This window comes from Mesorhizobium sp. M0185 (genome assembly GCF_040322175.1).
Taxonomy (GTDB): domain Bacteria; phylum Pseudomonadota; class Alphaproteobacteria; order Rhizobiales; family Rhizobiaceae; genus Mesorhizobium.
On the sequence record NZ_JAMYSY010000001.1, the window covers coordinates 299,678 to 314,437 of the forward strand.

Genomic DNA, 14,760 nt, shown 5'->3' on the forward strand with positions numbered 1-14,760 from the left:
CTATGCCTTCCGCTATCGCGGCTCAGGGATGCCATATGCGCGGGATGTCTGGTGAGGCGAGGCCGTCGATAGATGACATGCAGCATGTGAGGCTGGTGTTTTGCCTGTTGGCCGCGGTTGTGATGGCGGCGGCGCTCCTCGCCTTTGCCACCTCCCTCCTGCAGGATCCCGATAGCTGGTGGCACATTAAGGTCGGCATTGATATGCTGGCAAGCCGCACATTCCCGACCATCGACATTTACTCCTACACTTTTGCCGGCCAGCCATGGATCGCCAAGGAATGGCTTAGCCAGGTTCTCCTTGCAATTGCCTATGAAGCCGGCGGTTGGAACGGCGTGGTGCTGCTGGCGACTGCGGTAATCGCGCTGACGGCCTTCTTGACGTCGTGGTATCTCAGCGCGTGGTTGAAGCCGACGCTGGCGATAGGACTGACGCTGGTGCTCGCGCTCGTGATCGGGCCAATCTATGTCGCCCGGCCGCACATCTTTACCTTGCCCATCATCGTCGTCTGGACCGCCGGTCTTTTCCAGGCCGCACGCAACGAGAAAGCACCGCCCTTATGGCTGCTGGCGCTGCTTTGCCTGTGGGCCAATCTCCATGCCACCTTCACCTTCGGTTTCGTCATCGCCGCCTTCGCCGGCCTCGATCTCGTCATGCGCACACGCTTGTCGAACCCCCGGCTGCTGGCCAAGTGGATCGTTTTCGGGCTGCTTTGCCCGCTGGTCAGCCTGCTCAATCCCTATGGCGTCAAGGCCATACTCGCCACATTCACCGTGGCCTATGGCAATGAGGCGGTGCCTTACATTGCGGAGTGGCAACCCTTCGACGCCTCGCGGCACACCCTCCAGGAGCTGGCCCTGCTGGTGGCGTTTTTCGGGCTGCTCGTGTCGAGATTGCGCATTGGCTGGGCCAAGGCGCTGTTCCTTGTCTTCACGTTGCACGTCTATCTCACCCACATACGGTTCATGTACCTGTTCTTTCTTCTCGTGCCGGTGGTCCTTACCGTCGAGGTCGCGCAACAATATCCAGTGCTTTCAGCCGAGAAATGGGCGGCGGAAAAGCGCGACGGACTTGAACAATTTTTCGCACGGAAATTTTCCAGGATTTGCGCTGGACTTGCCGTTTTGCTGGTTTTGGCGGCTGCCGCCTTCACGACCTATCCGGTCGCGCCGAGCCAGAAGACCTCGGCGAGGGACGCACTGGCCTTCGCCCAAACCCATAATCTGTCGGGCAATCTGCTGAACTCCTACGATTTCGGCGGTACGCTGATTTTTCATGGCATCAGGACGTTTATTGACGGCCGCGCGGATCAGCTCTTCCTGAATGGCTTTACGGAAACGGATGAGCAGACTGGGCACAGCCGGGGCAAGCCGATCCTGAAAGCCCAACTCGACAAATATACGATAGGCTGGGCATTGTTGACCGCCGACGACAGCCGCATTCCGTTCTTCGACCAACTGGGCTGGAAGCGGGCCTATGCGGACGATTACGCGGTGATCTACACCCGCGCGGACTGAGCCCCGGCAGCTTCGCGCGCCGGTGCGCACCTCCCCCCTGAAGCTGTGGCCAGCGCCGAGGCGGCGAAATCCTTATGGGATTTTGATTTCTTTGCTCCGCGTCCCGTCTCGAACCTTTATGGCACTTTGATCCATATTCACAGGAGCGGTGTATCCAGCCGCCGATATGATGCGGCGACGGGTTTTGATAGTTTGTTAAAGTAAACAAACAAATACAACATAAGGAAAACGCGCGGTGGACATAGTTGTTGTCGCGACTGGAATCGCGTTTTTTGCTCTATGCTTCGGCTACATCAAAGCTTGCGACAAGCTGTAAGTTTAGGGGATCGTAACATGCTTTTCGACTATATCCTCGGCGGCGCCGTGACCTTGTTTCTTCTCGCCTACCTGACATACGCCCTCGTTCGCCCGGAACGCTTCTGATCTCCGCTGGCAAGGAGCCAACCCCATGACAATCAACGGATGGCTGCAGATCCTCGTCTATTGCGGGATCGTCGTTCTGCTGGCCAAGCCGCTCGGCGGCTACATGCATCGCGTTTTCAGCGGCGAGCGCACATTCCTGTCGTCAATTCTGGCCCCGCTCGAGCGCGGGCTCTACCGCATATCAGGGACCAGCGAGCGCGAGGAGCAGCATTGGACCTCCTATGCGGCGGCCCTGCTGTTCTTTAACCTGGCCGGCTTCCTGGTGCTCTATTCGCTGCAACGGCTGCAAGGCGGCCTGCCCTACAATCCGGCCGGCATGACCGCCGTCGAACCTGGGCTGGCCTTCAACACCGCCGCCAGCTTCATGACCAACACCAACTGGCAGAACTACGGCGGCGAAAGCACGATGTCCTATCTCGTGCAGATGACCGGCTTGACCGTGCAGAATTTTCTGTCGGCGGCGACTGGCGTCGCCATTGCGGTCGCATTGATCCGCGGCTTTGCTAGAGCCTCAGGCAAATCGATCGGCAATTTCTGGGTCGATATGACCCGCGGCACGCTCTACCTGCTTTTGCCCTTTTGCATCGTGTTGACTCTGGTCTATGTCTATCTCGGCATGCCGCAGACGCTCGCTGCCTACGTCAACGCGACGACGCTCGAAGGCGCGCAACAGACTATCGCGGTCGGGCCGGTCGCTTCCCAGGTTGCCATCAAGATGCTCGGCACCAATGGCGGCGGTTTCTTCAACGCCAATGCAGCGCATCCCTTCGAAAATCCCGATGCAATCTCCAACCTGATCCAGATGGTGACGATCTTCGCCCTCGGCGCGGCGTTGACCAATGTCTTCGGCCGCATGGTAGGCAACCAGCGCCAGGGCTGGGCAATTCTGTCGGCTATGGGCGTGCTGTTCATCGCCGGCGTTGCCGTCTGCTACTGGGCGGAAGCCGCCGGCAATCCGCTCGTCCATGCGCTGGGCGTCGACGGCGGCAACATGGAGGGCAAGGAGAGCCGCTTCGGCATCGCCCTGTCGGCACTGTTTGCCGTCATCACCACGGCCGCATCCTGCGGCGCGGTCAACGCCATGCATGACAGCTTCACCGCACTCGGCGGCATGATCCCCATCATCAACATGCAACTCGGCGAGGTCATTGTCGGCGGCGTCGGCGCCGGCTTCTACGGTATCCTGATGTTCATCGTCATTGCCGTTTTCGTCGCCGGGCTGATGGTCGGACGCACGCCCGAATATCTCGGCAAGAAGATCGAGGCCAAGGAGGTCAAGATGGCTATGCTGGCCGTGCTCTGCCTGCCGCTTGCAATGCTGATCTTCACCGCTATCGCGGTGGTGCTGCCGACCGGCGTTGCTTCCATCGCCAATGCCGGCCCGCACGGCTTCTCCGAGGTTCTCTATGCCTACACCTCGGCCGCGGCGAACAATGGCTCCGCCTTTGGCGGCCTCAGCGGCAACACGCCCTGGTACAACGTAACGCTCGGCATCGGCATGCTGATGGGCCGGTTCCTGGTCATTATTCCGGCGTTGGCGATTGCTGGCTCGCTGGTTGCGAAGAAGACCGTCCCTGCCTCCGCCGGCACCTTCCCGACCGACGGTCCGCTGTTCGTCGGGCTGCTGGCCGGTGTCATCCTGATCGTCGGCGGCCTGACCTTCTTCCCGGCCCTGGCGGTCGGACCGATCGTCGAGCACCTGGCGATGATCAACGGTCAGACATTCTGAAACGGCGATGCCCTGGTTCAAGATCATACCTCGAAAGGTCCGGCATCGCCCCGAGCCGGAGGGGGAGAAAACGCCCCCTCCTTTCCCGACGCTGTCCACATTCCTCGCTATTGCGGCAGCCTTGATCATGATCTGGCTGCTGGCTTACGGGCCGCCGCACCTTCGTTCGGCACACGATCGACCGGTCAACAACATCGACACTGGAGCTACCAAATGAGCCCGTCGAAATCCGTGAGCATCATGGATACCCGCATTCTGTGGCCCGCTATCGGCGGTTCCTTCAGAAAACTGAACCCGCGCACCTTGATGCGAAACCCGGTGATGTTTGTCGTCGCCGTCGTCTCGGCGCTCACCACCGTGCTGTTCGTCAAGGATCTCGTTACCAGCGGCGGCGATCTTGGCTTCACGCTGCAGATCATCATCTGGCTGTGGTTCACCGTGCTCTTCGCCAATTTCGCCGAAGCGGTGGCCGAAGGCCGCGGCAAGGCGCAAGCTGACTCGCTGCGTCGGGCGCGAACCGAGACACAGGCCAAGCTGTTGAACGGTGGCGACCGCAGCAAGTTCAAACTGGTGCCCGGCACCAGCCTGAAGGTCGGCGACATCGTGCTTGTCGAAGCCGGCGACATCATCCCCTCGGACGGCGAGGTGGTCGAAGGCGTGGCGTCGGTCAACGAGGCGGCCATCACCGGCGAATCCGCACCGGTCATCCGCGAATCCGGAGGCGATCGTTCGGCGGTGACCGGCGGCACGCAGGTCTTGTCCGACTGGATCCGCGTGCGCATCACTGCGGCTGCCGGTCATACGTTCCTCGACCGCATGATCTCGCTGGTCGAGGGCGCCGAGCGCCAGAAGACACCCAACGAGATCGCGCTCAACATCCTGCTCGTCGGCATGACGCTGATCTTCGTACTGGCGACGGCGACGATCCCGAGCTTCGCCTCGTATTCGGGCGGCTATATCTCGGTGACCGTGCTGGTCGCCCTGTTCGTTACCCTGATCCCGACCACAATTGGCGCCCTGCTGTCGGCTATCGGCATTGCCGGCATGGACCGCCTGGTGCGCTTCAACGTGCTCGCCATGTCGGGCCGCGCCGTCGAGGCGGCCGGCGATGTCGACACGCTGCTGCTCGACAAGACCGGAACCATCACGCTGGGCAACCGTCAGGCGACGGCATTTCGACCGGTCAAGGGCGTCACCGAACAGGAACTGGCCGACGCGGCTCAGCTTGCCTCGCTTGCCGACGAAACGCCGGAAGGCCGCTCGATCGTCGTCCTGGCGAAGGAAAAATACGCCATCCGCGCCCGCGACATGGCAAGCCTGCACGCGACTTTCGTGCCCTTCACCGCGCAAACCCGCATGAGCGGTGTCGATCTGGAAGGCTCCTCGGTCCGCAAGGGCGCAGTCGATGCGGTACTTGCCCACGTCAACCTCTCGACCGTTGCCACAGGCAGTACGCGCCCCAGCAGCGACACCGTCCGCGACCTTCAGGCGATCGCCGACGAGATCGCCAAATCGGGTGGCACTCCACTCGCGGTCGAGCGCGACGGGCGCCTGCTCGGCGTCGTCCATCTGAAGGACATCGTCAAGGGTGGCATCGCAGAACGCTTTGCCGAATTGCGCCGCATGGGCATCCGCACGGTGATGATCACCGGCGATAATCCGATGACCGCGGCGGCGATCGCGGCGGAAGCCGGCGTCGACGACTTCCTTGCCCAGGCGACGCCCGAGGACAAGTTGAAGCTGATCCGCGACGAGCAGGCCAAAGGCAAACTGGTCGCGATGTGCGGCGATGGCACCAACGATGCGCCGGCCCTTGCGCAGGCCGATGTCGGCGTTGCCATGAACACCGGCACGGTCGCGGCGCGCGAGGCCGGCAACATGGTCGATCTCGACAGCGATCCGACCAAGCTGATCGAGATCGTCGAAATCGGCAAGGCGCTGCTGATGACGCGTGGCTCGCTGACCACCTTCTCCATCGCCAACGACGTGGCCAAGTATTTTGCCATCATCCCGGCAATATTCGCCGTCTTCTACATCGCCCCGGGCCAGACCGCCGGGCCGCTGCAAGCGCTCAATGTCATGCATCTGGCGACGCCGCAGAGCGCTATCCTCTCGGCCATCATCTTCAACGCGCTGATCATCATTGCGCTGATCCCGCTGTCGCTGAGGGGCGTCAAATACCGCGCGGTCGGCGCCGGTGCGCTGCTCAGCCGCAATCTCATTGTCTATGGCCTTGGCGGCGTCGTAGTGCCCTTCGTCGGCATCAAGATGATCGACATGGCCATCACCGCTCTCGGTCTCGCCTAAGGAACCACGTCGATGCTCAATCAAATCAGGCCCGCGATCGTCATGATCGTCTTCTTCACCATTCTGACGGGTTTGGTCTATCCGATCGGCATGACCGGCATTGCCCAGGCGCTGTTTTCGCGCCAGGCCAATGGCAGCCTGATCGAGAAGGACGGCAAGCTCGTCGGTTCCGAGCTGATCGGCCAGGCTTTCGAAAGCGACCGCTACTTCCATGGCCGCCCGTCGGCTGCCGGCGACGGCTACAATGCCGCCGCCTCGGGCGGCTCGAATCTCGGCCCGACCAACCCGAAGCTCATCGACAGGATCAAGAGCGACGCCGAAAAGCTGAGAGCCGAAAACCCGAGCCAGCCGGTACCGATGAATCTGGTCACCACGTCCGGCAGCGGCCTCGATCCGCATATCAGCCCCGATGCGGCCTATTTTCAGGTTGCCAGGGTGGCCAAGGCCAGGGGCGTCGATGAATCCAGGATCAAATCGCTTGTCGACAGCCATGTCGAAGATCGCGAATTGGGATTCATCGGCGAGCCGGTAGTCAATGTGCTGGCCCTCAACCTTGCGCTGGACGATGCCATGAAACAGTGAAGGACCGGCGCCGGGATCGACACCGAAGCCGGCGCCGTTCATGATTGACCCGTATGCCAGACGACAGACGCACCGCCGAAACCAGGCCCTCTCCCGACGCGCTGCTCGAGCATGCCGAGCGGGAGGAGCGCGGCCGCCTGAGGATATTTCTCGGCGCCGCCCCCGGTGTCGGCAAGACCTACGAGATGCTGATGTCGGGCCGCGCCAGGCTGGCCGACGGGGTCGACGTGGTGATCGGCATCGTCGAGACGCACGGCCGCAAGGAAACCCAGACGCTGGTCGAAGGCTACGAGGTCATTCCTCGCCTTGAGATCGATTACAAGGGGCGGATCCTTGAGGAGATGAATCTCGACGCCATCCTCGCCCGGCACCCGGCGCTAGTTCTGGTCGACGAACTCGCCCACACCAACGTCGCCGGCAGCCGTCACCCCAAGCGCTATCTCGACGTCCAGGAAATCCTGACGCACGGCATCGATGTCTACACGACGCTGAATATCCAGCACGTCGAGAGCCTGAACGATGTCGTGGCGCAGATCACCCGCGTCAGGGTGCGGGAAACTGTCCCCGACTCCATAATCGACCAGGCCGACGACATCGAGATCATCGACCTCACCCCCGACGATCTGATCAAACGGCTTGAGGAAGGCAAGGTCTACATCCCCAGCACCGCCCAGCGCGCCATCGAGAACTATTTCTCGCCGGGCAATCTGACGGCGCTCCGGGAATTGGCGCTCCGCCGCACTGCCCAGCGGGTCGACGAGCAGTTGCTGACCCACATGCAGGCCCACGCGATACCCGGGCCTTGGGCGGCGGGGGAAAGGGTTCTCGTCTGCGTCGATGCGCGTCCGGGCGGGGCGGCCCGTGTACGTTATGCGCGGAGGTTGGCCGACCGGCTCCGCGCCCCTTGGACGGCGCTTCATGTCGATACCCCTCGTTCAGCTGCCATGCCCGAGGAGGACAAGGATCGGCTGGCGACGCAGCTGCGCCTTGCCGAGCAGCTCGGTGCCGAGGTGACGACCATTCCGGGTCAGAACGTCGCGCAAGACATCGTTCGGCATGCGACGGCGAACAACTTCACCCATATCGTGATCGGCAGGCCGACCCGATCGCGCTGGCGGGAATTGATCGAAGGCTCGCTCACTTACGATCTCATCCGCAATGCCGGCGACATCAGCGTCCATGTCATTTCGGGAAGCGAACGCAACGCCGAGGCGACGTCGAGGACCGTCAAGGCGGCGGACGAGCAGTGGCAGTTCGAGATCTGGCCCTATCTCATGGCCACGGCCTATGTTGTTGGCTCGCTCGCCTTCGCCGTCCTTCTCGACCAGTTTCTCGACGTCCGCAATCTCGCGATCATCTTTCTCATTGGGGTCCTGACGTCGGCGGTGACCGGCGGTCTCTGGCCGGCTTTGTATGCCTGCCTCATCAGCGCCATTGCCTTCAACTATTTCTTCCTGGAACCACGCTACACGCTGACGATCGAGGATCCGGAGAGCATCGTTGCGCTGGCTGTCTTCCTGGTTGTTGCGGTCATTGCCAGCAATCTAACAGCGCGCGTGCAGCGTCAGGCGGTCGCTGCGCGCTCGCGGGCACGCGCCACGGAAGATATTTATCTCTTCTCAAAGAAGCTCGCCGGCGCTGGGACGCTTGATGACGTTCTCTGGGCGACTGCCTTCCAGATCGCCTCGATGCTGAAGCTGCGCGTGGTGCTGCTTCTGCCGGAGAACGGCACAATTGCGGTCAAAGCCGGCTACCCACCCGACGACACGCTGGCCGAGGCCGACATCGCAGCAGCCCGCTGGGCCTGGGAGCATAACCGCGCCGCCGGGCGCGGCGCCGACACGCTGCCCGGAGCAAAGCGCCTCTATCTGCCCTTGCGGACCGGACGCACGGCGGTAGGCGTTGTCGGCCTCGACAACGACAAGCAAGGTCCGCTGCTGACACCCGAGCAGCAGCGTCTGCTCGATGCGCTCGCCGACCAGGCGGCGGTCGCCATCGAGCGCATCCAGCTCGTCGCCGATGTTGACCGGGCCAAGCTTGCGGCCGAGGCAGACCGTCTGCGCTCAGCCTTGCTCACCTCCATTTCCCACGATTTGAAAACGCCGCTTGCCGCCATCATGGGCGCGGCCGGAACACTCAGGGACTTCGAGGCCGCGCTTCCCGAGCAGGACCGGGCGGAACTGCTGTCGACCGTGCTCGATGAAGCGGAGAGGCTTAACCGCTTCATCGCCAATCTGCTCGATATGACCAAGATCGAATCCGGCACGATGGAGCCGAACTATGCGTTTCACTATCTCGGCGACATTGTCGGTTCAGCTCTGTATCGGGCCCGCAAAATCGTCGGCGAGCATAAGACCGAGATCGACATTCCATCGGATCTGCCGATGTTGCGGGTCGACCCCGTTCTGTTCGAACAGGTGCTGTTCAACCTCCTCGACAATGCTGCAAAATACGCGCCGCCAGGTTCGACGATCCGCCTGCAAGCCTGGGCCGACAACGGCTTCGTCATCCTGCAGATCATGGATGAGGGACCAGGCATTCCGCCAGCGGATCTAGAGCGCGTTTTCGACACTTTCTACCGTGTGCGCAAGGGTGACCAGGTGCGTGCCGGCACGGGGCTCGGCCTGTCGATTTGCCGCGGCTTCATCGAAGCGATGGGCGGGACGCTCTTGGCGGCAAACAGGTCCGACCGCTCGGGGGCGGTTTTCACCATCAGGATGCAACTGGTGCCGGCGGAACTGCCCAATCTCGGCGAACCCGAGACGGGCCATCAAAATATGGACGATCTGGCATGACGAGCCTGGACGTCAGGATATTGGTGGTGGACGACGAACCGCCGATCCGGAAACTGCTTCGCGTCGGGCTTGGCAGCCAAGGCTATGCGATCAGCGAGGCGCCGAACGCCAGGGCGGCGATTGAACTCATCGCGACGGAAAAGCCGGACCTTGTGCTGCTCGATCTCGGCCTGCCCGGCATGAGCGGGCATGAGTTGCTCCGCAAATGGCGGGATGATGGCCTGGACATTCCCGTGGTTATTCTTTCCAGCCGAACCGACGAGGCCGGCATCGTCTCGGCCCTCGAACTCGGCGCCGACGATTATGTCACCAAGCCATTCGGTATGAACGAGCTTGTCGCACGCATCCGCGTCGCGCTTCGCCACAAGTTCCAGCAGCAGGGTGAGAGACCGGTGTTCCAGACCGGCGACCTCTCCGTCGATCTGGTGAAGCGCATCGTCAAGGTCGAGGACAAGGAGATAAAGCTCTCGCCGAAGGAATACGACATTCTTCGCACCTTGGTGCAGCACGCCGGCAAGGTTCTCACCCACCAGTTCCTGCTGAAGCAGGTCTGGGGCGATTCCACCGACGTTCAATATCTCAGAGTCTATGTCCGGCAACTCAGGCTAAAGATTGAGAAGACGCCCGACCAGCCCCGCTATATCACGACCGAGACCGGCGTCGGATACCGGCTGCGCGAAGTCGATTGACGGGACGAGCATCCGAAGCGGAAATGCCCCTTCCAATCCGCTTCAAATCAGCGGCGGCCATGGTGTCGCCGGACAAAAGCCCTATATTAAGGGAAGATCGGTTTGTGCGGGAATGAATGGATGTCACGGCTTCGTCTATTGACGTTTTTAGGGTCGGCAATGCTGACTGCGGCGATGCTGTCGGGCGTAAATCCTGCTGCATCGGCACAGGTCGTCAGTCCCGCCGACCGCAACGTGTTGATCCAGCAGGACCAGTTGCAGATGTTGGAGAACAGGCTGCGTCGGCAGCAATACCAGCAGCAGCAACAGCAGTACCGTGCCCAGGATCGCCAAATCCCAATACCGCAACGGCAGGAGGTGCCGCAGATGAGGCCAACTTGCCAGTTGCTGCCGTCGGGGAGCGGCTTTGTCAGCTCTTGCCGCTGACGACCGGTCCCTTTCATTTATTTAGCCGACTTATATACTGGGGAAACCGCTCCGCCTGCGCCCCATTGAAAGCGGGCGAGTTTGCAACGCTGCCCTTGCCGTCTGGGCACCGATTCGACTGGATTATCGAATGGCAGCCAGCAAGAAGAAGGTTGTACGCAAGGCAAGGAAGGGCGACGGGGTTCGCCAGGTCGCGGCGATCCCCTTTCGGCTGAATGGGCATGGCGGAGTCGAGGTGATGCTCGTCACATCGCGAACGACGAGGCGCTTCATCGTGCCGAAGGGCTGGCCGATGAAGGGCAAGAGCGGCCGCAAGGCGGCCACTATCGAAGCACAGGAAGAAGCCGGCGTTCTCGGCAAGACACTGAAACAACCGGCCGGCACCTATTCCTACTGGAAGCGGCTGGCAAACCGCTTCGTCCGTGTCGACGTCGTCGTCTATTTGCTGGAAGTAACCGAGGAACTTGCCGACTGGCAGGAAGCCAGGAGGCGGCAGCGGGCATGGCTGGCACCAGCCGACGCGGCGTTGCTCATCGACGAGCCGGATCTTTCGGCGCTGGTGAGGAACATCAGGATTGCCGAGCTGGAGCATAATCCCAAAAAGCAGAGTCCGGCGTTCGGAAAAGATCCCGCTCAATAGAAGATGGAGGCCTGTCCCGACTGTGTCGGGATGGAATTGATTCCAGCGCCCGCCGCCGCCGTCTCTTGAACCGATGCCTCACTGACTGCCATCGTCTTCCTCGGGCAGAGGCCGCGCCGGCGTGCCGGCATAGGCCCACAGCCATTCGCGCGGCAGCGGCCCCTTGTTGCGGTCGCTTTCCTGCGACTGTTCCCACGCATGTGCGAGGATACCGACCGAGCGCGACAGCACGAAAAGGCCGCGCGTCAGCGGCGGCGGAAAGCCGAGCTCGCCGTAGATGACGGCCGTGGCGCCGTCGATATTGAGGGGGATTTTTTTGCCCTTGCGCCGCGCCACCTCGGCCTCGATCGCCTCGGCGATGTCGGCGAAGCGCCCGCTGACGATGCCGCGCGCGGCAAAGTCGTGGGTTAGCTCGATGAGGCGGGGCGCCCGCGGGTCGACCGGATGGAAACGATGGCCGAGCCCGGGCACATAGCCGTTTTCCCCGGCAAGGAAACGATCGAGCCGCGCCGACACGGCGTCCGCAAGCGGCATGCCGGCGTCCAGTTCGGCAGCGATGTCTCCGTAGAAGGAAAGCGCCTGTTCGCCGGCGCCGCCATGCACATCGCCAAGCACGTTGACGGCTGATGCCATGGCGCTGTTGATGCCGACGCCGCAGGTGATCGCCATACGGGCGATGGCGATCGACGGCGCCTGCGGCCCGTGGTCGACGGCAGCACCCAGCGCGATGCCAAGCAGCGCCGCCTGCTCCTCGCTTGGCAGTTCGCCGCGCAGCATCAGCCAGATCATTGCCGGAAAGCTGACGCGGCCGATCAGATCCTGGATTTCATAGCCGCGCAGCCGGATGACGCCGGGGCGCATCTCGATGATGCCGGTCTGCCACCATTCCTCGCCGCGTGTGCGACCAGTCTTGTTTTGCGTTCCGCTCATGCCTTCGCTCTTTTCCTGGCACGCGGCGGCAGGCCGGCAAAAACCTCGTCCATATGCTCGCCGAGCCCCGGCGGCGGCCTGCTCGGCAAAGGTGCCTCGCCATCGACCATGAAGCCGCCGCGCACCACGGTCAGCGGTCTGGCCATCCCGGACACAGCCTGGAAGCGTGCCGTCATGCCGCGCTCGACCACCTGTTGCTCCTGCAGGACCTGCGGGATCGTCAGCACCCGGCCGGCCGGCACGCCGGCGCGATTGAACGTCTCCTCCCAGGCGGCGGCAGAGCCGCTCGCCAGGGCGTCCTCGATCAGCGCTTTCAATGCGATCCGGTTCTGCTTGCGCGTTTCGCGCTCGGCAAAGCGGACATCCGAGGCCAGCTCCGGCCGGCCGATCAATCGGCAGAGCGCGACGAACTGCTCCTGCTTGTTAGCGGCGATGTTGAGCAAGCCGTCGCCGGTGCGAAACGCGCCAGACGGTGCGGCCGTCATGTTTTCATTGCCCATCGGCTGCGGCTCGACGTCCGCCGTCAGATAGTTCGACACCGGCCAGCCGAGCGCAGAAAGCGTGCATTCGAGCATCGACACGTCGAGGAACGCGCCCTCGCCAGTCGTCTTCTGCTTGACCAGTGCGGCGGTAATGGCGAAGGCTCCGACCAGCCCACCAAGCGTATCGGCGACGGGATAGCCGACACGCAGCGGCGCCGTTTCCGGTGTACCGGTGATGCTCATGATGCCGGAAAGACCCTGGATGATCTGGTCGTAGGCTGGATTGTCGCGCATCGGCCCGGTCTGGCCGAAGCCCGATATCGCACAGTAGACAAGGCTTGGCCGGACCTCCTTCAGCCTGGCATGGCCAAGCCCCAGCCGGTTCATCACGCCGGGGCGGAAATTCTCGACCAGCGCGTCGGCCGAAGCGACCAGATCGAGGAAGCGTTCGCGGTCGGCCTCCTGCTTGAGATCGAGCGCCACCGAGCGTTTGCCGGCATTCTGCGCCAGGAACGAAGCGCCCATGCCCGCCCGGTTGAGCTCCGGAGAGGCGCCGAGCTGGCGCGCCAGATCACCGCCTTGCGGCGTCTCGACCTTGATGACGTCGGCCCCGAGCAACGCCAGCTGGTAGGCGCAATAGGGGCCGGCCAGCACATTGGTCAGGTCGAGAACGCGGATGCCGGAAAGCAGGTCTGTCATGACGTCACGAACAGCTCAGGCATCGCCCGGCACGTGCTCCGGTCCACGCATGCGCCTGTGCTCGATGTAGGCCCAGATATGCGGTCCAACCAGCCCGATGAAGGCCAGCGTCAGCAGCGTCAGCGACAGCGGATGCTTGTAGAACACCGTCCAATCGCCGTTCGAGATGGTCATCGCGCGGCGGAACTGCGTTTCCGCAAGCGGCCCGAGAATCATGCCGATGATGACGGGCGCGGTCGGGAAATCGAAACGCCGCATCAGAAAGCCCGCGGCACCGAGCAGATAGAGGATGGCGAGGTCGATCGGCGATTGCGAGATGCCGTAGGTGCCGACCGTGGCGAACACCAGGATGCCGGCATAGAGCTGCGGCGCCGGGATCTTCAGCAATCGCACCCAAAGCCCGATCAGCGGCAGGTTGAGGACGACAAGGATGACATTGGCGATGAACAGGCTGGCGATCAGCCCCCACACCAGGTCGGCCTGCGTCGTCAGCAGCAGCGGCCCCGGATTGATGCCGTAGCTCTGAAACGCCGACAGCATGATCGCGGCCGTCGCCGAGGTCGGCAGGCCGAGCGTCAGCATCGGCACCAGCACGCCGGCCGCGGATGCATTGTTGGCCGCTTCCGGCCCGGCAACGCCCTCGATGGCGCCGACCGTGCCGAACTCCTCCTTGTGTCTGGAGAGTTTCTTCTCGATCGCATAGGACAGGAAGGTCGGGATTTCGGCGCCGCCGGCCGGCATGGCACCGATCGGGAAGCCGATCAGGGCACCGCGCAGCCATGGCTTCCACGAGCGCGCCCATTCGGCTGCGGTCATGTAGAGCGAGCCCTTCAACGGCACGATATCGTCCTTGCCGGCATAGCGGCGCGAGGCCATGTAAAGCGTCTCGCCAACGGCGAACAGGCCAACGGCGACGACGATGACGTCGACGCCGTCGAGCAATTCGCTCGTGCCGAAGGTGAAGCGCGGCTGCCCCGTCTGCAGGTCGACGCCTATCATACCAACAACGAAGCCGACGAACAGGCTGGTCAGGCCGCGCACCGACGACGAGCCGAGCACCGCCGAAACCGTGATGAAGGCCAGCACCATCAGCGAGAAATATTCGGCCGGGCCGAAGGCCAGCGCGAATTTGACGACGATCGGCGCCAGGAAGGCAACGCCGATCGTGCCCAGCGTGCCGGCGACGAAGGAGCCGATCGCCGAGGTCGCCAGCGCCGCACCGCCACGGCCGGAGCGGGCCATCCGGTTGCCTTCCAGCGCGGTGACGATGGTGGCGCTTTCGCCAGGCGTGTTGAGCAGGATCGATGTCGTCGAGCCGCCATACATGGCGCCGTAGTAGATGCCGGCAAACAGGATGAACGACGCCTCCGGTGCCACCTGGTAGGTGATCGGCAACAGCAGCGCGATGGTCAGTGCCGGCCCGAGGCCGGGCAGCACGCCGATCGCAGTCCCCAGCGTGGTGCCGACCAGGCACCATATGAGATTGATCGGCGAGAAGGCGACCGAAAATCCGTGCGCGAGATGGCCGAGCGTTTCCATGG

Annotated in this window: 12 protein-coding genes; 9 read left to right on the forward strand and 3 right to left on the reverse strand. The window is 62.8% G+C overall.

Annotation, left to right across the window (positions count from 1 at the left end; all coding sequences use genetic code 11):
* Nucleotides 1-77: 77 nt before the first annotated feature.
* From NKJ20_RS01445 to NKJ20_RS01485, 9 genes are all read left to right on the forward strand, one after another.
* A complete protein-coding gene (locus NKJ20_RS01445; protein ID WP_352742159.1) occupies nt 78-1,517 on the forward strand; it encodes a hypothetical protein in 1,440 nt (479 codons plus the stop codon).
* A gap of 333 nt (nt 1,518-1,850) precedes the next feature.
* Nucleotides 1,851-1,940 (forward strand): K(+)-transporting ATPase subunit F, encoded by a 90-nt coding sequence (locus NKJ20_RS01450; RefSeq protein ID WP_023675300.1) that lies wholly within the window; start codon nt 1,851-1,853, stop codon nt 1,938-1,940.
* Nucleotides 1,941-1,965: 25 nt separating this feature from the next.
* Nucleotides 1,966-3,669, forward strand: coding sequence for a potassium-transporting ATPase subunit KdpA (gene kdpA / locus NKJ20_RS01455; RefSeq protein ID WP_352742161.1), 1,704 nt, complete (start codon nt 1,966-1,968; stop codon nt 3,667-3,669).
* Nucleotides 3,670-3,882: 213 nt separating this feature from the next.
* A complete protein-coding gene (gene kdpB, locus NKJ20_RS01460) occupies nt 3,883-5,976 on the forward strand; it encodes a potassium-transporting ATPase subunit KdpB (protein WP_352742163.1) in 2,094 nt (697 codons plus the stop codon).
* A 12-nt stretch (nt 5,977-5,988) separates the two neighbouring features.
* Nucleotides 5,989-6,558 carry a potassium-transporting ATPase subunit KdpC gene (gene kdpC, locus NKJ20_RS01465; RefSeq protein ID WP_352502664.1) on the forward strand — a complete coding sequence of 190 codons (570 nt, stop codon included), beginning with the start codon at nt 5,989-5,991 and terminating at the stop codon, nt 6,556-6,558.
* Nucleotides 6,559-6,611: 53 nt separating this feature from the next.
* Nucleotides 6,612-9,353, forward strand: a complete 2,742-nt coding sequence (locus NKJ20_RS01470) for a DUF4118 domain-containing protein (RefSeq protein WP_352742165.1) — start codon at nt 6,612-6,614, stop codon at nt 9,351-9,353.
* A complete protein-coding gene (locus NKJ20_RS01475) occupies nt 9,350-10,042 on the forward strand; it encodes a response regulator transcription factor (RefSeq protein ID WP_352448298.1) in 693 nt (230 codons plus the stop codon). The genes NKJ20_RS01470 and NKJ20_RS01475 overlap by 4 nt, the downstream gene beginning before the upstream one ends.
* Nucleotides 10,043-10,162: 120 nt before the next feature.
* Nucleotides 10,163-10,468, forward strand: coding sequence for a hypothetical protein (locus tag NKJ20_RS01480; protein WP_352702998.1), 306 nt, complete (start codon nt 10,163-10,165; stop codon nt 10,466-10,468).
* A 130-nt stretch (nt 10,469-10,598) separates the two neighbouring features.
* The gene (locus NKJ20_RS01485; RefSeq protein ID WP_352703000.1) at nt 10,599-11,108 is read left to right on the forward strand and encodes an NUDIX hydrolase; all 510 of its coding nucleotides are present in this window, start codon (nt 10,599-10,601) and stop codon (nt 11,106-11,108) included.
* Nucleotides 11,109-11,186: 78 nt separating this feature from the next.
* Here NKJ20_RS01485 and NKJ20_RS01490 read toward each other — a convergent pair whose 3' ends face one another.
* Genes NKJ20_RS01490 through NKJ20_RS01500 form a run of 3 tightly spaced genes read right to left on the reverse strand, consistent with a single transcriptional unit; the run spans nt 11,187 to nt 14,758 of the window.
* The gene (locus NKJ20_RS01490) at nt 11,187-12,038 is read right to left on the reverse strand and encodes a citryl-CoA lyase (protein WP_352703002.1); all 852 of its coding nucleotides are present in this window, start codon (nt 12,036-12,038) and stop codon (nt 11,187-11,189) included.
* Nucleotides 12,035-13,219, reverse strand: a complete 1,185-nt coding sequence (locus NKJ20_RS01495) for a CaiB/BaiF CoA transferase family protein (RefSeq protein WP_352448302.1) — start codon at nt 13,217-13,219, stop codon at nt 12,035-12,037. Before NKJ20_RS01495 ends, NKJ20_RS01490 begins: the two co-directional genes overlap by 4 nt.
* A 15-nt stretch (nt 13,220-13,234) precedes the next feature.
* Complete coding sequence (locus NKJ20_RS01500) at nt 13,235-14,758, reverse strand: tripartite tricarboxylate transporter permease (protein ID WP_352742169.1); 1,524 nt, start codon at nt 14,756-14,758, stop codon at nt 13,235-13,237.
* Between the last annotated feature and the right edge of the window lie 2 nt (nt 14,759-14,760).

Bases quoted from the DNA above. Each gene is read 5' to 3' on its own strand.
- NKJ20_RS01445 (WP_352742159.1), top strand. From the start codon at position 78: ATGCAGCATGTGAGGCTGGTGTTTTGCCTGTTGGCCGCGGTTGTGATG.
- NKJ20_RS01450 (WP_023675300.1), top strand. From the start codon at position 1,851: ATGCTTTTCGACTATATCCTCGGCGGCGCCGTGACCTTGTTTCTTCTC.
- kdpA (WP_352742161.1), top strand. From the start codon at position 1,966: ATGACAATCAACGGATGGCTGCAGATCCTCGTCTATTGCGGGATCGTC.
- kdpB (WP_352742163.1), top strand. From the start codon at position 3,883: ATGAGCCCGTCGAAATCCGTGAGCATCATGGATACCCGCATTCTGTGG.
- kdpC (WP_352502664.1), top strand. From the start codon at position 5,989: ATGCTCAATCAAATCAGGCCCGCGATCGTCATGATCGTCTTCTTCACC.
- NKJ20_RS01470 (WP_352742165.1), top strand. From the start codon at position 6,612: ATGCCAGACGACAGACGCACCGCCGAAACCAGGCCCTCTCCCGACGCG.
- NKJ20_RS01475 (WP_352448298.1), top strand. From the start codon at position 9,350: ATGACGAGCCTGGACGTCAGGATATTGGTGGTGGACGACGAACCGCCG.
- NKJ20_RS01480 (WP_352702998.1), top strand. From the start codon at position 10,163: ATGTCACGGCTTCGTCTATTGACGTTTTTAGGGTCGGCAATGCTGACT.
- NKJ20_RS01485 (WP_352703000.1), top strand. From the start codon at position 10,599: ATGGCAGCCAGCAAGAAGAAGGTTGTACGCAAGGCAAGGAAGGGCGAC.
- NKJ20_RS01490 (WP_352703002.1), bottom strand. From the start codon at position 12,038: ATGAGCGGAACGCAAAACAAGACTGGTCGCACACGCGGCGAGGAATGG.
- NKJ20_RS01495 (WP_352448302.1), bottom strand. From the start codon at position 13,219: ATGACAGACCTGCTTTCCGGCATCCGCGTTCTCGACCTGACCAATGTG.
- NKJ20_RS01500 (WP_352742169.1), bottom strand. From the start codon at position 14,758: ATGGAAACGCTCGGCCATCTCGCGCACGGATTTTCGGTCGCCTTCTCG.